We start from the raw sequence: 19381 nt of genomic DNA on the forward strand, positions 1-19381 counted from the left end.
GCCCACAGTGGTGGCCGGACCGAGCGAGGGAGCGGAGATGGCGGAGGCGGACGCGGGCGCGGGCGCGGGCGCGCCGAGGATCCTGGTGGCCGACGACGATCCGGCGGTGCGCGCGGCGCTGGAGCGGGTGCTGCGCTTCAACGGCTACGAGGTGGAGCTCGCGGCCGACGGCCTGGAGACGCTGGAGGCGATCGACCGGGCGGCCCCGGACGCGGTCGTGCTCGACTGGATGATGCCGAACCTGGACGGGATCGGCACCTGCCGGATGCTGCGCGGCCGCGGCGACGACCTGCCGGTGCTGCTGCTGACCGCGCGGGACGGCCTGGACGACCGCATCGCCGGGCTCGACGCGGGCGCCGACGACTACATCGCCAAGCCGTTCGAGCTGGAGGAGCTGACGGCGCGGCTGCGCGCGCTGCTGCGCCGCTCGCGCGGGTTCGGCGCGGAGCCGGGCGGTGACGAGGTGCTGCGGTTCGCGGACCTGGTGATGAACGTCGACACCCGGCAGGTGCGGCGCGGCGGGCGGCCGCTGCAGCTGACCCGCACCGAGTTCGACCTGCTGGAGCTGCTGATGCGGCGGCCGCGGCGGGTGCTGGAGCGGGCCCGGATCCACGAGGAGGTGTGGGGGTTCGACTTCGGCCGGTCGTCGAACTCGCTGCACGTCTACATCGGCTACCTGCGCCGCAAGACCGAGGAGCACGGCGGGCCGCGGCTGATCCACACGGTGCGGGGCGTCGGGTACGCGCTGCGGGAGGACCCGGTATGAGGCTGCGGCCGCGCGGTCGGCGACGGCGCGGGCTGTCGCTGCGGACGCGCGTCGCGCTGCTGGCCGCCGGGACGGTGATCGCCGCGATCGTCGTGACGTCGGTGGTGTCGTTCACCATGTTCACCGGGCGGCTGCGCAACGAGATCGACCAGAACCTCATCGGGCAGGCGCAGACGCTCGCCGACAACGTCAACGGCCGGCCCGGCGACCGGCACGACGGCGACCTGCTGGCGGCGCTGGACATGAGCGTCGCGACGGTCCGCGGCGGCCGCGCGGTCTCGCCGCCGGGCACCCGGACGCCGCCGCCCGTCGACCAGGCCGCGGTGCGGAGGGTGTCGGCGCCGGGCGGCCCTCCGTTCGTGCTGGCGGACGGCGAGTCGGGCGGCGTGCACATGCGGGTCATCACCGTGCGGGCGCAGGACGGGACGGTGATCGTGCTGGGCCGGTCGCTGACGATGGTCGACGAGACCGTCACCGGCTTCCAGTACATGACGATCATGGTGGGGGCGGGCGCGGCGGTGCTGGCGGCGGGCGCGGGCATCGCGGTGGCGGGCGCCGGGCTGCAGCCGGTGCGGCGGCTGACCCGCGCGGTCGCGGCGATCGCCCGCACCCAGGATTTGAACACCGAGCCGATCCGGGTGTCGGGCGACGACGAGATCAGCCGGCTGGCGGGGAGCTTCAACGCGATGCTCGCCGCGCTGAACCGGTCCCGGGAGCGGCAGCGGCGGCTCGTCGCCGACGCCGGGCACGAGCTGCGCACCCCGCTGACCAGCCTGCGCACCAACATCGACCTGCTGATCCAGTCGCGCGCCCATCCCGAGCGGACGCTGCCGCACGGCAGCATGGACGCGCTCCTCGGCGACGTGAAGGCGCAGCTGCGGGAGCTGACGAACCTCGTCGGCGACCTGGTCGAGCTGGCCCGCGACGACGAGCAGGCCGCGGTGCGCACCGAGGTCCGGCTGGACCGGGTCGTCCCGCTCGCGGTGGACCGGGTCCGGCTGCGGGCGCCGGCGGCGACGTTCGAGACGCGGCTGGAGCCGTGGCTGGTGCGCGGCTCGGAACCGGCGCTCGTCCGCGCGGTCACGAACCTGCTGGACAACGCGGTGAAGTTCAGCCCGCCGGACGGCACCGTCCGGATCGTCCTGCGCGATGGGGAGCTGCTGGTCGCCGACGAGGGGCCGGGCATACCCGAGACGACGCTCCCCTATGTCTTCGAGCGCTTCTACCGCGCGCCGGAAGCCCGCGCGCTGCCGGGCTCGGGGCTGGGGCTGGCGATCGTCCGGCACACCGCCGAGCAGCACGGCGGCACGGTGTCGGCGTGCAACCGGCCCGAGGGCGGCGCGCTCATGCGTCTGCGCCTTCCTGGGACGCCGCAAGCGTCCGCGAACCGGTCGGATGGAGCATGACGATCCGGTCCGCCTTCGGCGCCAGATGCAGGTCGTGGGTGATGAGGATCGTGGTCCGGCCGGCCATCAGTCGCCGCAGCGGGCCGAGGACGTTGCGGGCCGTACGCGCGTCCAGGCCGGTCGTGGGCTCGTCGAGCACGAGGACCGGCGCGTCCCGCACCATGGCGCGGGCGATCCCGATCCGCTGCCGCTGGCCGCCCGACAGCAGCCGTCCCCGCTGCCCGATCTCGGTGTCGTAGCCGTCCGGCAGCGCGGTGATGAAGTCGTGGGCGTCGGCGGCGACCGCCGCGGCGACGATCTCCGCCTCGGTCGCGCCGGGCCTCCCGTAGGCGATGTTGTCGCGGACGGTGCCGGAGAACATCAGCGTCTCCTGCTGCAGCACGGTGACGGTGTCGCGGAGCGCGGCGAGCGACAGCTCCCGCAGCGGGATCCCGTCCAGCCGGATCCCGCCGGAGTCGGGATCGTAGAAGCGCAGCAGCAGCTTGGTGACCGTCGACTTCCCCGCGCCGCTCGGCCCGGCCAGCAGCACCAGCTCGCCCGGCCCGGCTCTGAAGTGCAGGTCCTCGATGACGGGACGGTCGGCGCCCGGATAGCGGAACGTGACGTGGTCGAAGGCGACCCGCCCGCGCCGCGCGACCCGGGTGCGCGCCGCCGGATGCTCGGCGACGGCGGGCCGGGTCCGCAGCACCTCCTGGACGCGGTCGGCGCCCGCCGCCGCCTCAGACGCGGTGAGCGCGAGCTCCCCGAGGCTCTGCACGTTCGGGTACAGGTAGCCGAGGTAGGCGGCGAAGGACAGCAGCCCGCCGAGCGTGATCCGATGCTCCTGCAGTTCCCACGCGCCGGCGCCGAGCACGACCAGCACGCAGACCGTCTCGACGACCTCGACTAGCGGCCCGTACAGGCTGGACAGCCGGCTCTCGGCCATCTTCGCCGCCAGCCAGGTGCGTCCCTCGGCGTGCAGCCGCCGCGCCTGCATCTCCTGCCGGTTGTAGGCCTGGACGAGCGGCTGGTTCGACAGGCTTTCCTCGACGGTGCCGACCATCGCGCCGTTGCTCAGCCGCTCCTGCCCGGCCGCCGCCCGGAACCGTCCGGAGAACCCCCGCGTCACCAGCAGGAAGACCGGGACGAGCGCGCACGCCACCAGCGCCAGGTCCCACCGGACGGCGAACGCCGCGGCCACGAAGAACACGGCGCTGACGACCGCCGTCACCATCCGGACCAGCCCGGAGGCGACCAGTTCCTCGATCGCCTCGACGTCGTCGGTCAGCCGCGCCATCAGGTCGCCGAGCCGCCCCCGGTCGAAGAACTCCGGCGACAGCGTCTGGACGTGCGCGAACACCCGGTCGCGCAGCCGCAGCAGGAACCGCTCCCCCGCCAGCGTCGTCACGTACTCGCCGACGAACGTCATCAGCGCGGCCACCACCGCGATGCCGAGCCACTCGGCGGCCGGCGTCCAGAAGGCGGCCAGGTCGCGGGCGGCCAGCGCCCGGTCGGTGATGACGCCGAACAGCCGGATCGCCGCCACCTCGCAGGCGGCCGCCGCGACGGCGAGCACGCCGCCGAGCAGCAGCAGCCGCCGGTCCCCCCGCATGAGCGGCCAGAAATGCCGGAACGTCGTGCGCACCGACACGACGGGCGCGGCCTCCGAAAGAGTTGTCCCGGCCACGTCCTCTCCCCTCGCTCCCGCGCGTTCCCGCGCATGAAAAAGGACGGGAGCCGGCAGGGCGCGTTCTTTGCCCCGCCGGCTCCGCCCGGCTCGTGTGTTCGCCCGTTACTTGGCGTGCGGCCGGCGGGCGGGCTTGCGGCGGTGCTTCTTCGGCGGGACCGGCTTGACCGGGCGCTTGCGGGGCTTGGGAGCGATCTTCTTGAAGCTCATCTCGGCTTCCCTTCGGTTTCTCCTCGCCGCGTTCGCGGCCTTGCAGAAATGAACTTACGGCCCGAGCCGATGACCATTCGCAGACTGCACTGAATCGCGGCGAAGAGAAAGATAAGAGAACGCTAAGCGCCATTTCCGGCATGCGTAGGCCCCCGGCGCGGCGCGCCGGGGGCCTGGTCGCGCCGTCAGGCATAGACGGCGTCGTGGAAGGCGATCTCCGCCTCCAGCATCGCGCCGAACCAGCGGATCAGCAGGTCGTCCGGGATGCTCTCGGGCAGGGCGTCGACCTGGCGGGCCAGCGCGTCCACGCCCTCGCGGAACGCCTCGGTCGCGTGCAGCGCGACCCAGTCGGCGATCGGGCCGGGCCGCGTGCCGCCTCCCGCGTGGGCGCGGGTGCACCAGGCGAGGTACAGGCTCTCGGCGGCGAACAGGACCGTCGCCACCGCCCCGTAGCCGCCCTCGCGGGCCGCTGCCAGGGCGAAGTCGGACAGGATCCTGGCGCGCTCGGCGGCGCCCGGCCGCGCCTCGACGGGCCAGGCGGCGCGGGCGGCGCGGAAGTAGTCCGCCTGCTCGGTGGTCAGCGCGTGGACGGCCCGCGCGTTGCGCTCCATCGCCGTCCAGTCGGGCGCGTCCCACACCGCGAGGCCGTGCAGGCGGGCCGCCGTCGCCACGAACGACGCCTCGATCTCCAGGTAGTCGGCGTACTCCCGGTCGCCGATGGCGCCCGCCGCGACCTCCTGGATGAAGCGCATGGCCATGGCCCGGTCCATCGTTCCGGAACAGGCGTCGAGCAGTCTCTGAGAACGGGTCACTGCGCGAGCCACTCGATCAGGCCACCGAACACGCGGGCGTAGCCGTCCCATTCCTCGCAGAACGGCTTGGGCGCCCAGTGCGGGGAGCAGTCGGAGGTGAACACCGCCGACCGCCCCTTCCCGTACTCGGTAACGGCGACCAGCGGATCGCCGTTCAGCGTGGCGAGGACGTCGGCGCCCTGCCGCGCGCGGACACGGTTGTAGCCGAGCAGCGCGGGCCATTCGCCCTCCACTCCGCCGAGCGCGGCGTGGCCGGAGCCGGTGACCTCGGCGTTCGCACCCGCGGGCAGTTCGACGCGGTCGTCCTCGGGGAGCAGCTCGACCGGCAGCGCCTCGTGCAGCACCGTGTTGCGGAAGGCGGCCTTGCCCTCGAAGCCGGTGAAGGAGAGGTATCCGCCGACCATCAGCAGGCCGCCGCCGTCCGCGACCCAGGCGCGCAGCGCGCCGAGCCGGTCCGCACCGGGGATGGCCTGCTCGAAGACCTGCGGGGCGAGCTGGATGGAGTTCGCGCCGATGTCGGACAGCACGACCACGTCGTAGCGTCCGAGCGCGTCCGCGTCCCCGGGGAACTCGGCCGGCACCAGGTGGGCGGGCATGTGCTCGACCTCGTGGCCCCGGCTCTCCAGGGCCCGGCGCAGCGGCTCGACACCGGTCACGTACGAGCTGGTGGTGAAGGAGTCCACCCCCTTGATGTGGGTGGACTGGGAGACCCAGCTCTCGCCGGCGATCAGGACGCGGCTCACTATCGATCCTCTCTTTTGGATGGGAAAACGCGGGGGACGCCGGCGGCCGGTCAGGCCGCGGCGGACTCGAACAGCCGGGCGGGATTGCCGCGCAGCAGGCCGTCGACGGTCTCCGGCGCGACGCCGAGCGCGGCGAGCCGCCGCGCGAACAGCACCGGCACGTACTGGAAGCCGTTGCCCCCGTAGGTGGTGAGCATGCTCTTGAGGAACACGTCATGGCTGAGCAGCAGCCGCCCGCCGTGCCCGCGCGCGATCAGCCCGGCGACCGCGCGGGCCGTCTCGTCCGGTGCGGGCGACTGCCCCTCGCCCGGATACAGGAACGGCATGCCGATCATGTCGAACTCCAGCCACACGCCCCGGTCGGCGACCGACAGCTGGTAGCCGGGGTCGCCGCCGGACGGGTCCATGTGGCACAGCACCACCGCGCCCGGCGGCACGCCGTACCCGTCCAGCACGATGTCGAGCACCTCGTGGGCGCGGCGCTGCCAGCCCGGCAGGTGGACGTACAGCGGGACGCCGGTCTCGCGTTGCGCGCGGGCGGCGGCGCGCAGCGCGACGTGCTCGGCCGAAGTGAAATCGGGCGACACCCCGATCTCGCCGATCACGCCGGGCCGGACGCCGGTGCCGTCCGCGCCGTTCGCGAACTCGGCGACCAGCTCGGCCGCCATCCGCTCCTCACCCGCCTCCGCCAGGTGCGCCGGATGGTACTGCTCCAGGTACCAGCCGGAGCCCATGACGATCCGCAGGCCGCTGCGCTCGGCGAACGAGCGCAGCGCCACCGGGTCGCGGCCGAGGCCGCCGGGCGTGACGTCCACGACCGTGCCGCCGCCCGTCGCGGCGAACGCGCGCAGGTCCGACAGCATCGCCGCGTCGTCGTCGAGCGTGCAGTGGTCCAGGCAGTCGTAAGGGCGCTCGCGCAGCAGCCAGGCCAGACCGGGCGTCGTCCGGGCGTCGCGCAGGAACGCCAGGGCCGGGTCGGTGGCCGGTTTCACCGCCTTGCGGACGTCGTTGCGCAGGTGCTCGTGGGTCAGGGTGAGCCCGAGCCCGTCGCTGGGGACGGGCCCGGCCACCGTCATCACGGGCACCGCGCCCGGCCGGGTCTCCGGCACCGTCATGTCCGCCCCAGCAGCCGGGCGCCCAGCTCGGAGATCGAGCGGCCGCGCAGGTTCAGCCAGATCGCGGCGAGCAGTACCAGCCCGGTGACGATCGGGGTGAGGAACGGGCTCACCCCGAGCAGCGTCAGCCCGTTGGCGATCACGCCGGTGATCACCGCGCCGATGATGCTGCCGATCATGGTGCCGCGGCCGCCGAACAGGTCGGTGCCGCCGAGCACCACCGCGGCGATCACGGTCAGCTCGAAGCCCTGCCCGGAGTTGGCCGAGCCGGAGCCGAGCCGCGCCGCGGTGAGCAGCCCGGCCACGCCCGCCGCGAGCCCGGCCAGCATCAAGGTGACCATCTTGATCCGGGCGGTGTTGACGCCCGCGCGGCGCACCGACTCCTCCTGCGAGCCGATGCCGTTGACGTAGTTGCCGAACCGCGTCCGGGCCAGCAGGATCCCGCCGATCACCACGGCGGCCAGCGCGATCCAGGCCAGCGCGGAGAAGCCGAGGAACTTCGCCTCGCCGATCTTGGCGACGTACAGCCGCCGGTCGATCGGCACCGAGAACCCCTTGGTCCACAGCTGCGCGAGCCCGCGGATCACCGACATCGTCGCCAGCGTGACGATGAACGGCGGGATCTTCTGGTAGGCGGCCAGCCAGCCGTTCACCGCGCCCCAGAACAGGCCGGCCGCGAGCGCCGCGACGATCACGATCGAGGAGTCCCAGCCGGCCTTCAGCATCTCCGCCGTGCCGACCGCGACGAACGCGACCGTGGAGCCCACCGACAGGTCGATCTGCCCCGTCGTGATCACGAACGTCATCGCGACCGCGACGATCAGCGTGATCGCCACCTGGGTGGCGAGGTTCGACATGTTGTCGAAGCTGAGGAAGTTGTCGGCGGCGATGCCGAAGCCGGCGAACAGCGCGACGGTGACGCCGAGCATCGCCAGCGTCGCCTTGTTGGCGCGCTCCCAGCGGCTCGGGGTCTTCGCCAGGACGGTCGGGGCGGGCGGGGCCTGCACGCTCATCAGGCCACCTCCTCGGTGTGCTCGGTGCCGGAACGGGTGATCATGGCGACGAGCCGCTCGATGTCCAGCGCGGACACCGGCTCGTCCTCGACGCTGCGCCCCTCGTACATGACGGTGATGCGGTCGCAGACCTCGAACAGGTCCTGCAGCCGGTGGGTGATCAGGATGACCCCGACGTCCTGCGCCGCCACGTCCTTGATCATGGCGAGCACCTGGCGGACCTCGGCGACCGCGAGCGCGGCGGTCGGCTCGTCCAGGATCAGCACCCGCGGCTTGAACGACACGGCCCGGGCGATCGCCACGGCCTGCCGCTGCCCGCCGGACAGGTGCCCGATCTCCTGGTAGGTGGACTTGACCCGGACGTGCAGGTCCGACAGCGTCTCGGCGGCCCTCTCGTGCATGGCGCGCCGGTCGATGAACGGCCCTTTGCGCGGTTCGCGGCCGAGGAACAGGTTGCTCGCGACGTCGAGGGTGTCGCAGAGCGCGAGGTCCTGGTAGACGATGCCGATCCGCTCGCGGCGCGCGTCCGCCGGGCTGGCGAACCGCACCTCCCTGCCGTCGATCGCGATCTGCCCGGCGTCGTGCTGGACCGCACCGGCCAGCACCTTCATCAGGGTGGACTTTCCGGCGCCGTTGTCGCCGACGAGGCCGAGGACCTCGCCGGGCGCCAGGGTCAGGTCGACGCCGCGCAGCGACTGCACCGCGCCGAACGACTTGGTGATGCCCTTCAGCGTGACCAGCGGTCGATCGCCCATGATCACTTCTCCAGGTAGTACAGGTAGTCCCCGACGTTGGCGGGGGTGACGATCTGGGTCGGGACCGGCACGTCCTTCGGCGCGGACCGCTTGCACGCCAGGTCGATCGCCGCGTTCATCGCGTCGTAGCCGAACTGGAAGGTGTTCTGCTGGACGACGCCCTTGATCCAGCCGGCCTTCAGGCCGTCCACCGCCTGGCTGGACAGGTCCCAGCCGACGACCTGGAGGTCCTTGGTGCGCTGCTGGCTGACCACGGCGGCGGCCAGGCCGATCAGCGCGGGCTCGCCGGTCGCGTAGGCGTAGGGCAGGTCCGGGCTGCCGGTCAGCAGGTTCTCCGCGGCGGTCTGCGCGTTCTCCTGGATGTTGCGGCCGTCCACGACGTTCTTGATCTTCATGCCGTGGCTGGTGACCTCGTCGGTGAAGCCCTTCTGCCGCTCGTTCTGGATCGTGCTGTTCAGCGCGCCGACCACCCCGATGTCGCCCCTGCCGCCGGAGATCTTCAGCAGCGCGTCGGCGAGCTGCTTTCCGCCCTCGGCGTTGGCGGTGCCGACCTGCGTGGACACCGCCGGGTCGTCGACGGTGGCGTCCACCGCGACGACCGGGATGCCGGCCGCCTGGGCGCGCCGGACCGCGGGCTTGATGCCCTCGGTGTCCACCGCGTCCACGATGATCGCGTCGTAGTGGCCGGCGACCATGTCGTCGATGGCGTTGGCCTGCGTGCCGGAGTCGTCATTGCCGTTGACGACCTGGACCTGCGCGCCCGCCTTGGCCGCGACGGTCTTCGCGCCCGTGTTGATCTGGTTGAAGAACAGCGCCTGGAGGTTGATCGGGACGAGCCCGATCTTCGGGGCGTGCCCCTGCACCTTGCAGGACTGCGCGATCCTCTTGGGCGGCGGCGGGCCCTGCTCGGTGGCCTTCTTCTCGGCCGCGATCTCCTTGCGGGCCTGCACGTCGCAGGCGGTCGTCGCCGTCAGCAGCAGGCCGAGCGCGACCGCGGCCGACACCGTGCGTCGCATCATGTCTCCTCTCCCAGGCGCCGCGCGAGCGCGGAGGGCGCTTCCGGACCGGATCCGGCTGTTTCCTTGTGGGCCGTGCGGGCTCGAGCTGTGTTCGCCTGGGCGGGGTCCGCTCCGGCGGAGTCGATATAGGCGAGGACGGCCTCGCGATGCGGCAGCCCGGCGCGCGCGCCGGGCCGGGTGCACGACAGGCCCGCGGCGACCGCGGCGACCCGCGCCGCCTCCAGCGGGCCGGCGCCCCGGTCCAGCTCCGCGCAGTAGGAGCCGGCGAAGCAGTCCCCGGCGCCGGTGGCGTCCACGGCGGTCACCTCGATCGCCGCGCCGGCGTGCCGGGAGCCGTCCGGCGTGAACAGCGTCCAGCCCCGGGACCCGTCCGTGACCACCAGGTTTACCCGATGTTCGGTAGCGGCCACCGCCAGCGCGGAGTCGCCGCCGAGGAACATGGCGGCCTGCGCGCGGCCGACGATCGCGTGGTCGGCGGCGGCGAGCGCGGCCCGCGCCGCCTCGGCGCCGTCGCAGCCGTCGAGGTCGACCACGACCCCTGGCCGTCCTTCGCCGAGCACGCCGGCCGCGGCGGGGAAGCGGTAGCCGTCGAGGTAGAGCCAGTCCGCGCCCGCCGCGCGGGCCTGCGCGGCCACGGCGGCGACATGCTCGGTGGTGACCTGGTCGTCCTGGCTGATGATGGAACGTTCCCCGTCGGGGGTCAGCAGGACGACGGCCGTGGTGAGGACGCCGGTCCGGGCCGTCCACCCGGTGCCGACGCCGTCGGCGGCGAGCGCGCCGAGGAACGCGGTGCTCGCCTCGTCCGGCCCGACGACGCCCGCGAAGCGCGCGTCGGCGCCCATCCGCGCGGCCGCCACCGCCGCGTTCGCCCCCATCCCGCCCTCGCCGCGGCGCACCGCGGTGGCCTGGACGCGGGCGGCCGGCCCCGGCAGGACGGGGACGGCGACCGTGAGGTCGACGTTGGCGTAGCCGCAGAACACGATCATGGGAGGACCACGCCCGCCTTCGCCGCGGCGGCGGTCAGCTCGCGCACCTTGGCGCCGTCGACCCGGCCCCACCAGCGGCCGTTGTCCTTGACCGACGACGCGACGATCACGCCGTCGCAGGCCGGCAGCAGCCGCCCGACGTTCCCCGCGGTGATCCCCGAGCCGATCACGACCGGCAGCGTGGTGTGCGCGGCGATGCCCTCGACCTCGTCCAGGGCCGCCGCGTCGCCGGTCCGCGAGCCGGTCGCGATCAGCACGTCGGCGCCGAAGAACTCGGCGTCCTCGGTCTGCTCGGCGAGGGTCCGGTCCGCGACGATCGCGTGCGCGCCGTGCTTGACGTGCACGTCCGCGAAGACCTTGACGGGGCCGGCGCCGATCCGGCTGCGGTACCGGGCGGCGTGCGCGGACTGGCCCTCGATGATCCCCTCGTTGGCGACGTAGGCGTTGGCCCACTGGTTGACCCGCACGAACCCGGCGCCGCCCGACCAGGCCGAGGCGATCGAGCACTCCGCCGCGTTGGACAGGACGCTGACGCCGAGCCGCCCGCCGGTGGCGTGCCGGACCCGGTCGGTCACCACGGCCATGGCGGCGGCGGTCTCGTAGCCGTGCTCGCCCGGCTTCAGGAACGGGATGTCCCAGTGGTTCTCGACGATCAGGCCGTGGCAGCCGCCCTCCAGGTAGGCCCGCGCCTCCTCGATCGCGAACGCGCAGATCTCGTCGAGCGGGACGCCCTCGTAGTGCGGGCTGCCCGGCAGCGGCGGCAGGTGCACGACGCCGATGACGACCTTCGGGGTGCCGAACAGCTCCTCGACGGCGTTCGGCTTCGGCGGGAACACGCCCAGCGCCCGCTCGCTCCCGGTCGCCCTCACCATGTCGCCTCCTGTGTAATCGATTGCAGTCGCGTTGCCCTGCACCGTAGATAGGCGATGCGCAAACCGTCAAGGGGCTATGATCGGGTCAGCCGTTATCGAACTGCCCAGCATCCGGGCTGCCGCCAAGCTGGAGAGGTAAACGATTGCAGCGGGTCACGATCGCTCAGGTCGCCGAGCGGGCCGGGGTGTCCACCGCCACGGTGTCGCGCGTGCTGTCGGGCCGCGGGCCCGTGTCGGCCGGGGTCCAGCGCAGGGTCAGGAAGGCCGCCGACGAGCTCGGATACCAGGTCAACTCCATCGCCCGCGCGCTGCGCAACAGCCGCACCGACACCGTCGGCATGGTCGTGCCGAGCATCTCCAACCCGTTCTTCACCTCGCTGGTGGAGAGCGTCGAGCACGCCCTCGGCCGCGAGGGCAAGGAGCTGCTGCTCTGCGACGCGCGCTCCGACCCCGAAGTGGAGGCGCGGCGGCTCGCGACCCTCGTCGCCCGCAGCGTCGACGGCATCATCGTCAGCCCGAGCCACGGCACGCTGAGCGGCGCCGCCGTCCAGGAGACCGCGGGCCGGCTCCCGCTCGTCCAGCTCGACCGGTTCGTCGGCGGCACCAGCACCGACTGGGTGGGCGTCGACGACGTCGCCGCGATGCGCCAGGTCATGGACCACCTGCATGCGGGCGGGGCGCGATCGGCTGCGTTCGCCGGCTCGCTGCTGACCAACTCCTCGACCGAGCAGCGCTTCGCCGGGTTCCGCCGCCGCGCCGAGGACCTCGGCATCGCCGTGGACCCCGACCAGATCCTGCTCGGCGACTACAGCGTGGAATGGGGCGAGACCGCCGCCGCGCGGCTGATCGCCGCCGGCGACCTGCCCGACGCCATCGTGTGCGCCGACGACCTGATCGCGCTCGGCGTGACCCGGGCGTGCCGGGCGCACGGCGTGGACGTCCCCGGCCGGGTCCAGGTCACCGGGTACGACAACATCGAGTTCTCGCGGCTCAGCGAGCCCGCGCTGACCACCGTCGACCAGCCGCGCGACCGGATCGCCACCGAGGCCGTGCGGCTGCTGGCGGCCGCCGCGGGCGAGAACGAGGCGGACCGCGGGCCGTCCGCGCACATCGCGCTCGTCCCGACCCTGGTGGTCAGGGACAGCACGCAGGCACGGGCCTGAGACTTCCCCGGCCGCCGGCCGGGCCCGGGAAGAGGAGGTCAGCAGATGGGCGAGGCGCTCGATCTCGCGCGGCGGCTGGTGCGGATCGACACCCGGGGCGGCGGTGAGCGCGCGGCCGCCGACCTGGTCGCCGGCGTGCTCGACGCCGCCGGCTTCGACGTCCGCGTGGACGAGCCGGCCGAGGGGCGGGCGAACGTCGTGGCCCGGCACGGGCCCGCGGCACCGCGCGTCCCGGTCACCTTCACCGGGCATCTGGACACGGTGCCCGCCGATCCGTCCGGCTGGTCGTTCGACCCGCTGTGCGGAGACGTCCGCGACGGGCGGCTGCTCGGGCGCGGCAGCAGCGACATGAAGACGGGCGTCGCCTGCCAGATCGAGGCGGCCGTACGGGCCGTCCGAGACGGCCTGCCCGGACCTCAGCTGGTGTTCACGTTCGGGGAGGAGACCGGCTGCGACGGGGCTGCGGCGCTCGACCCGGCCGCGCTCGCCGCCACGGACCTGCTGGTCGTCGCCGAGCCGACGGGGAACCGGACGGTCCTCGGCCACAAGGGCACGCTCTGGTTGAAGGCCACGGCGCGGGGCGTGTCCGCGCACGGATCCCGGCCCGAACTCGGCCGCAACGCCCTCGCCGCGCTCGCAGGCGCGGCGACCCGCATCCACGCGCACGCCGGCTGGCCGGTGAGCCCCACGCACGGGCCCGCGACGGTCAACGTGGGCACCTTCCACGCCGGCGTGCAACCGAACCTGGTGCCCGACCGCGCCGAGATGCGGCTGGACGTCCGCACCGTCCCCGGCTTCGGCGCGGACGAGGCGGTCGCGGTGATCTCCGGGCTGTGCGGCGAGGAGGTCGAGATCGAACGGCTCGTGGACCTGCCCGGCGTGGCCACCGACCCCGCCGCGCCCGGCGTGCCGGAGGTCCTGGACCTGCTCGCTCCCGGCTCCTCCGGGGCCCCGCCCGAGTACGCGACGTACTTCACCGACGCGTCGGTGCTGGCGGGCCTGCTCGGCGGGCCGCACGTGGTGATCTACGGGCCCGGCGACCCCGAGCAGGCGCACGTGACGGACGAGACGTGCTCGGTCGCGCGGATCGACGCCGCGTCCGAGGCGCTCTACCGCCTGCTGGCCGCCCGCCCGCGCTTCGCGGCGTGACGCGGACTGGGCGACGGAGCCCGCACGCATGACGACGTCCCGGCGATCGGAGTGATCGCCGGGACGTCCTCATTCCATGCGCTCCGGCAGCCCTGCCGGAAGAGCCGCTGAGGCTCGGAGTGAGGCGGCTCACGGAAGCGTCGCACAGGGGTTCCCCGTGAGGCCGCTCACACCGTCAGCCCAGGGGCTGCGGGTCACCCTTGGTGCCCGGGCCGGAGCCCCACGACAGGACCTGCCACTTGACGCCCTGGAGGTGTCCCTCGCCGGTGCCGGCGTCGTACTTGCTGTCCGGCTTCTCGCCGTCGAGCAGGTAGCGGAAGGTGTAGGTGTCGAGGTCGAGCATGACGCCGTCGTGCGAGGGCGCGCCGGGCCCGCGGTCGCCGATGAAGCCGGTGATGCTGCGGCCGTGGTAGGTGACCTTGACCTTGGTGTTCAGCGGCCAGCTGGGGCTGGCGAACAGGCCCTTCTGCATGGGCTTGCCGCTGGCGGGGGCGCCGGTGTCGCCGTTGATGCCGGAGCCGTCGTCCCAGAAGTAGGACGCGGTGGTCGTGCCGCTGAGGATCGCCTTCGGGCCGTCGTCGGCCTTCTTCTTGGCGGCCGACGGCTTGGACTTCTCGTCCTTGGAGGCGGCCTTCGAGCGGGACTCGGCCAGGGTCTTGGAGGCGGTGTCCTTCTTGGGGGCCTTGTTCTGCTGCGCGGCCATGTCCTGCTGCTGCGCGAGGAGCTTGTCGGGCTGGGGAGCGGAGTCGTCGTGGCTGGCGGCCGCCACACCGCCCACAAGCATCCCGGCAAGAGCCGCGCCGGTGACACCGGTCAACACGCGATTGATCGTCCGCTGCTGCATATGGATCCTTAGTTCGGCGTACAGGGCTGCCGTTCCGGCGCCGGAGCACAGGGGTCGTCCGGGCATGCGGAACGGGGTCCGAGACTCGGGACTCGGAATGCCGCCGCGAAAGGGAACCCGCGTCGGATCGGCCCGCGGGCATGGCGGACCGCGCTCGCGTCCGACCGCGCACGCCCGTCATGGGGCGATGCGCGCGAAGCGGGCTTCGATGAAGCGGGAAGGAATGCCGACCGGGGGCTCGGTGGCCTGCCACGGTCACGGCCGGTGCATGGTACGGCCGTGGTTCGGCGGAGGGATCCCGCCTGGCGGGCGGGAGGCGACGGCTATGCGATTGGCCAGGTCAACGGTGCTTTGACCTCGACCTGGCGTTGACTATATCCGGCATTACCGCGCTTGAGTCAAATGGGCGATTTCTTTACCTTTGCCCAGGTAGATCCTCTTCTAGGGAGGTCGGCCGGATCGCCTTTCTCGCAGGGGATCCGGGCGAGTGCGCCGCCCGGCGGCCGCACAGAAAAGATCTTAAAGAACGATCTTATGCGGTGGGAATGATCGCTATGCGACGTCCGGAGCGCCGGCGAGAGGGGCGCCGGGAGAGCCAATGATCAAAGGGCGGGGCGCTGGCGCCGGGGCACACGAGGGCGGCCCGGAGCGACATCCGATGGGCACACCGAAAAGCCCGTCCGGCTTTCCGGACGGGCTACGGGATGCGAACAGGCCCTGTGCGCAGGGCGCTCTCGAGAAGGCCCGGCGACGACCGCGCAGGAGGCGGGCGCCGGGCCGTGGACCGCGCGCGGCGGCCCGGGTGTCAGCGCGTCGGGTAGACCGACGGCACCAGCGGGGTCGGTCCCGTCCCGCCGGCGAACACCGGGTTGACGGCCGGCGCCTCGGCGAACGGGGACTCCGCGTAGGGAGGCTGCGCGAAGTCCGGCTGGGCGAACTGGGCGGCGGCCACGATCGGCTGGTACGGCGCGGGAGCCGCCTGCGGAGCGCCCGGCGGGGGCACCGGAGGCGGTACGTGGGAGCCGTCGGCGCGGCGCGGTTCCGGCGCCGGAGGAACCGTCCGATCCGTGCGGCGCTCGGCCAGGACGGCCATCAGCGCGCGGGCGGTGTCGGCGTCCATCCGGAGCAGGACGCTGGGCGTGCCTGCCTGGTCGACGAACGGGGAGACCGAGGGGGCTGCGGGGAGCCGGGGCAGCGCCGCCCGCATCTCCTCGCGGAGATCCTGGGCCAGCCGCAGCGCCTGTCGGTCACTGTCGCTCAAGTGTGCGGTCATCGCGATCTCCGGGCGAGTTCACGTGCGGGGGGTCCGGGGCAATCCTGCTAGGAATGGCGTGCAGGTGCAAGGGCTGATGCACGTGCATTTTACGAAATATCGCCCCGTAACCCCCGCCCGCGCCGCTCGTTGGCGATCAGTCCAGGCCGCGCCTGCCGGGCGTCCAGTACGGCTTGACCAGCACGGATCTGCGCGGCCAGCCGCGTTCGCGGACCAGATGGGCGCGCACGGCCTGCACGGTGCGTGCCTCCCCGGCCACGTAGGCGCACCCCGGCTCTTCGGGAAGATCCAGCCGGCGCACCGCGTCCACGAGGATCTCCGACGACGCGGCGGAGGCGTCCCCGCGCCGGCACCAGGACAGCTCCTCCGCCCTCGGCAGCGGGAGCCGGTGCTCCGGCTCCGCGATCTCCACCGCGCCATGGACGCGCTCGTCGCGACCGACGGCGCGCAGCATCGCGCCGAAGGTGACCGAGGCCGTCTCCTCCCCCGCGAAGAGGTGGTACGGGGCGGGGCGCAGGCCGAACGAGCCCTCCGGCTTGTTGAAGACGACCTCCTCACCAGGCCGGACGGTCCGCGCCCACCGCGCGCCCGGCCCGGCGCCCGCGTGGTCCATGACGCACAGTTCCAGCACGCCGGAGGCAGCGTCGTAGTCCCACACGGAATAGGTGCGCAGCGCGTCGCGCACCTTGCCGCTGATCCACGTCTTGGCGGAGGTGATGTCCACCACGTGCAGGCGGATGTGCTGGCCGGGCCGCCACTCCAGCCCGGGGACGCCGCCGATCCTGATCCAGCGCATGCGTCCCGGTGCGGGCCGGACGTCCTCGACACGGCCCCGGACGAACATCCTGTCCAGCAGCCTGCCGCGGACGCCGCACGCGGGCGGGCTCGGTTCCACGGTCATCGTCACCCCTCTCGATGTCGCGTTATATCGCGTATTCGATGGAACACGATATATCTCATTCGCCGTCGCGGCCAGAGCCCTCGGGCGCGTTCCGGCGCGGAAGCCCCAGGGCGACGAGCACCGCGGCCGCGCAGGCGATCACCCCGACCACGCGGAATCCCGACGACATCGCCCCGGTGAACGCGGCGATCACCTGCTGGTGCGCCTCCTGGCCGGCGCCGTTCGCGTCCGCCGCGGCGATCGCCTCGCCGGCCGAGTGGGCGTGCCCGGCGAGCGCCGGCGGCAGGGCGTCCGCGAACCGGGCGGTCAGCACCGTCCCCAGGACCGCGACGCCGAGCGCGCTGCCGATCTCCCGCGCGGCGCCGTTCAGCCCGGACCCGAGCCCAGCGCGCCCGGGCGGGAGCGCGGACATCACGCCGACCGACAGCGGCGGCACGCACAACCCCATGCCGACCGACATGACCAGCAGGTCGACCGCGTAGACCGGGTACGGCGTGGAGGCGTCGGCGAGCGAGAGCAGGCCGAGGCCGCCGGCGATGACGAGCAGGCCCGTGGTGATCAGCGGGCGGTTCCCGAACCGGTGGCCCAGGCCGACGCTACGCCGGGACACCACGATCATCCCGACGACGACCGGGCTGATCGCCACGCCGGTGACCAGGGGCGTGTAGCCCTTGGCGTACTGCAGGTACTGGGCGTTGACGAAGAACAGCGCGAACAGGCTGAAGAACGCCGCACCGATGCCGAGGACGCCGCTGCGCAACGCCGCGCCGGCGAACATGCGCGGGTCGAGCAGTGGGTGCGCGGCGCGCATCGCGTGAGCGCCGAAGACCGCCAGCAGGACGGCGGCGCAGCCGAACCCGCCCAGCACCGGCGCGGACGCCCAGCCGCGCTCGGACCCCTCGATGATCCCGAAGAGCAGGGCGAACAGGGCCGCGGTGAGCAGCAGCGCGCCGGGGACGTCCAGATCGGCGCGGTGCCGCTCGCCCACCGGCGCGGCCCAGGCCACCAGCCCGGCCAGGACGGCGGCGGCGGCCGCGCCCGCGAGGAACAGGCACTGCCAGGGCAGCCACTGCAGCACCGCTCCCCCGGCGAGGTTGCCGACGGCGCCCGCGACTCCGGTGGCGGCCGTCCAGACGGCGATGGCCTGCGGGCGCCGTGCCGGCTCGGTCACCTGGAGCAGCAGCGACAGCGTCGCGGGCATGATCAGTGCGGCCCCGACACCGGTGACCAGCCGCCCGGCCAGCAGCACGGCGACGGCGGGCGCGGCGGCCGACAGCACGCATCCGGCGGCGAAGACGCCGAGCCCGGCAAGCAGGGCGCCCTTGCGACCGAACCGGTCACCGGCGGCGCCGGCCGGGATCAGCAGGCAGCCGAACACCAGGACGTAGGAGTCGACGATCCACAGCAGGCCCGTCGCCGACGGGTGCAGGCCGCTCGCCGACAGCTTGGGGATCGACAGGTTGATCGCCGCGACCGTCGCCACGACCAGGACCACGCACGCCGACATCAGCGGCGGCATGGCGCGCCGGGCGGCGCTTCCCCGGTCCGGCGGCGCGGCGGCGCGGACGGCATCGATCGTCATGAAGGGTTCCTCGGATTCGCTCGCGGGCGCGCACGGGCGCGCCTGAAGGGGCTGAGCAGGAAGGTGCGGGGCGGGGATCCGGCCGCGCGCGCCGCCTCCGCGATCTCCAACGTAGGCTCGTGGCGACTTGCTTTCAAATGCATCTTTTGCACGTGAGGAATGCGTTTCATGCACTCCAGGCTGGACCTGAACCTGCTGGTCGCCCTCGACGCGCTGCTGGAGGAGGGCAGCGTGACCGGCGCCGCCGAGCGCCTGCACCTGTCGGGGCCGGCGATGAGCCGGACCCTCGGCCGGATCCGCAAGGCGATCGGTGATCCCGTCCTGGTGCGTTCGGGCCGCGCCATGGTGCCGACTCCGCGCGCGCTTGCGATGCGCGCGGAAGTCCATGAACTCGTGCAGCGCGCCTACACGCTGTTCTCCGAGGACGACGCCTTCTCTCCGCGCGCGCTGGAGGGCACCTTCACTTTGCAGGCGGAGGAGGGGACCATCTCCGTCCTGTCCGGCCCGCTCCTCGAGCGGATCGCAGAGGACGCGCCCGGCGTGAGGCTGCGCTTCCTAGGGGAGGGGCCGCGGGACACGCATCTGCTGCGGCGCGCGTCGATCGACCTGGAGATCGGCGTGATCACCGACGAGGCGCCGGACACGAGGGTCGAGCCGCTGCTGGAGGACCGCTTCTCCTCCGTGGTCCGCCCCGGGCATCCGCTCGCGGACAGGGAGGTGCCCCTGGACGCCTGGTGCGCGGCGAAGCAGGTGACCAACACGCGGCGCGGCCGCCTCGCCGGGCCCATCGACGAACTCCTCGCCGGCATGGGCCGGTCCAGGCGCGTCGCCGGGACGGTCCCGACGGTCGCCGCCGCACTGCTCGTCGTCCGGGGGACCGACCTGCTGGGGTTCGCCGCCGAGCGGCTGCACAGGCCCCTGGTGGAGCGGCTCGGCCTGGTGTGGGTGCCGATCCCCTTCCCCATGCCGCCGTTGAACCTGTCCCTCGCCTGGCACGCGCGCTACGACGCCGACCCCGCCCACGCATGGCTCCGCCGGTGCGTCCGCGAGACCGTCGCGGACATCGTCGGCGGGTAGGGGCCCTTAGCGCGTCGGTAAGGTCGGCA

At 73.3% G+C, this 19381-nt stretch carries 18 protein-coding genes; 5 read left to right on the plus strand and 13 right to left on the minus strand.

The features are described from left to right. The first annotated feature begins 37 nt into the window (after positions 1-37). Together QP089_RS06475 and QP089_RS06480 are read left to right on the plus strand one after the other, a co-directional pair. Entirely contained in the window at positions 38-766 is a 729-nt protein-coding gene (locus tag QP089_RS06475) for a response regulator transcription factor (protein WP_285910404.1), read from the plus strand. Next, positions 763-2172, plus strand: a complete 1410-nt coding sequence (locus QP089_RS06480; RefSeq protein ID WP_285910405.1) for a HAMP domain-containing sensor histidine kinase — start codon at positions 763-765, stop codon at positions 2170-2172. The genes QP089_RS06475 and QP089_RS06480 overlap by 4 nt, the downstream gene beginning before the upstream one ends. Here QP089_RS06480 and QP089_RS06485 read toward each other — a convergent pair. The 9 genes from QP089_RS06485 to QP089_RS06525 form a co-directional block, all read right to left on the minus strand. Further along, positions 2111-3838, minus strand: coding sequence for an ABC transporter ATP-binding protein (locus tag QP089_RS06485; RefSeq protein ID WP_285910406.1), 1728 nt, complete (start codon positions 3836-3838; stop codon positions 2111-2113). The two genes, QP089_RS06480 and QP089_RS06485, sit on opposite strands and share 62 nt — an antisense overlap. A 395-nt stretch (positions 3839-4233) precedes the next feature. After that, positions 4234-4806, minus strand: a complete 573-nt coding sequence (locus QP089_RS06490; RefSeq protein ID WP_285910408.1) for a TenA family protein — start codon at positions 4804-4806, stop codon at positions 4234-4236. A gap of 50 nt (positions 4807-4856) precedes the next feature. Continuing rightward, positions 4857-5603 carry a glutamine amidotransferase gene (locus QP089_RS06495; protein ID WP_285910409.1) on the minus strand — a complete coding sequence of 249 codons (747 nt, stop codon included), beginning with the start codon at positions 5601-5603 and terminating at the stop codon, positions 4857-4859. A 50-nt stretch (positions 5604-5653) separates the two neighbouring features. Beyond that, on the minus strand, positions 5654-6718 hold the full coding sequence (locus tag QP089_RS06500) for a phosphotriesterase family protein (RefSeq protein WP_285910411.1): 1065 nt from the start codon (positions 6716-6718) through the stop codon (positions 5654-5656). Then, positions 6715-7731, minus strand: coding sequence for an ABC transporter permease (locus QP089_RS06505; RefSeq protein WP_285910412.1), 1017 nt, complete (start codon positions 7729-7731; stop codon positions 6715-6717). Before QP089_RS06505 ends, QP089_RS06500 begins: the two co-directional genes overlap by 4 nt. Beyond that, positions 7731-8486: an ATP-binding cassette domain-containing protein gene (locus QP089_RS06510; protein WP_285910413.1), complete on the minus strand. Its 756-nt coding sequence runs from the start codon at positions 8484-8486 to the stop codon at positions 7731-7733. Before QP089_RS06510 ends, QP089_RS06505 begins: the two co-directional genes overlap by 1 nt. 2 nt (positions 8487-8488) lie before the next feature. After that, on the minus strand, positions 8489-9505 hold the full coding sequence (locus QP089_RS06515) for a substrate-binding domain-containing protein (protein ID WP_285910414.1): 1017 nt from the start codon (positions 9503-9505) through the stop codon (positions 8489-8491). Further along, complete coding sequence (locus QP089_RS06520; RefSeq protein WP_285910415.1) at positions 9502-10491, minus strand: carbohydrate kinase family protein; 990 nt, start codon at positions 10489-10491, stop codon at positions 9502-9504. The genes QP089_RS06515 and QP089_RS06520 overlap by 4 nt, the downstream gene beginning before the upstream one ends. Continuing rightward, positions 10488-11363 (minus strand): BtpA/SgcQ family protein, encoded by an 876-nt coding sequence (locus QP089_RS06525; protein ID WP_285910417.1) that lies wholly within the window; start codon positions 11361-11363, stop codon positions 10488-10490. Before QP089_RS06525 ends, QP089_RS06520 begins: the two co-directional genes overlap by 4 nt. A gap of 143 nt (positions 11364-11506) precedes the next feature. Here QP089_RS06525 and QP089_RS06530 point away from each other — a divergent pair, with 143 nt between their 5' ends. Both QP089_RS06530 and QP089_RS06535 read left to right on the plus strand, forming a co-directional pair. Next, positions 11507-12526, plus strand: coding sequence for a LacI family DNA-binding transcriptional regulator (locus QP089_RS06530; protein WP_285910418.1), 1020 nt, complete (start codon positions 11507-11509; stop codon positions 12524-12526). 45 nt (positions 12527-12571) lie between these two features. Next, positions 12572-13675 (plus strand): M20 family metallopeptidase, encoded by a 1104-nt coding sequence (locus QP089_RS06535; protein WP_285910420.1) that lies wholly within the window; start codon positions 12572-12574, stop codon positions 13673-13675. A gap of 175 nt (positions 13676-13850) precedes the next feature. Here QP089_RS06535 and QP089_RS06540 read toward each other — a convergent pair whose 3' ends face one another. The 4 genes from QP089_RS06540 to QP089_RS06555 form a co-directional block, all read right to left on the minus strand. Further along, the gene (locus QP089_RS06540; RefSeq protein WP_285910421.1) at positions 13851-14495 is read right to left on the minus strand and encodes an RlpA-like double-psi beta-barrel domain-containing protein; all 645 of its coding nucleotides are present in this window, start codon (positions 14493-14495) and stop codon (positions 13851-13853) included. An 829-nt stretch (positions 14496-15324) separates the two neighbouring features. Continuing rightward, complete coding sequence (locus tag QP089_RS06545; protein ID WP_285910422.1) at positions 15325-15780, minus strand: hypothetical protein; 456 nt, start codon at positions 15778-15780, stop codon at positions 15325-15327. A gap of 148 nt (positions 15781-15928) precedes the next feature. Continuing rightward, positions 15929-16693: a siderophore-interacting protein gene (locus tag QP089_RS06550; RefSeq protein WP_285910423.1), complete on the minus strand. Its 765-nt coding sequence runs from the start codon at positions 16691-16693 to the stop codon at positions 15929-15931. 55 nt (positions 16694-16748) lie between these two features. Then, positions 16749-18275, minus strand: coding sequence for an MFS transporter (locus QP089_RS06555; protein WP_285910424.1), 1527 nt, complete (start codon positions 18273-18275; stop codon positions 16749-16751). Positions 18276-18443: 168 nt separating this feature from the next. Between QP089_RS06555 and QP089_RS06560 the strand changes: the two genes are divergently transcribed. Beyond that, complete coding sequence (locus QP089_RS06560; RefSeq protein ID WP_285910425.1) at positions 18444-19352, plus strand: LysR family transcriptional regulator; 909 nt, start codon at positions 18444-18446, stop codon at positions 19350-19352. The last annotated feature ends 29 nt before the right edge of the window (positions 19353-19381 follow it).

It is taken from the genome of Actinomadura opuntiae (assembly GCF_030283205.1).
Taxonomy (GTDB): domain Bacteria; phylum Actinomycetota; class Actinomycetes; order Streptosporangiales; family Streptosporangiaceae; genus Spirillospora.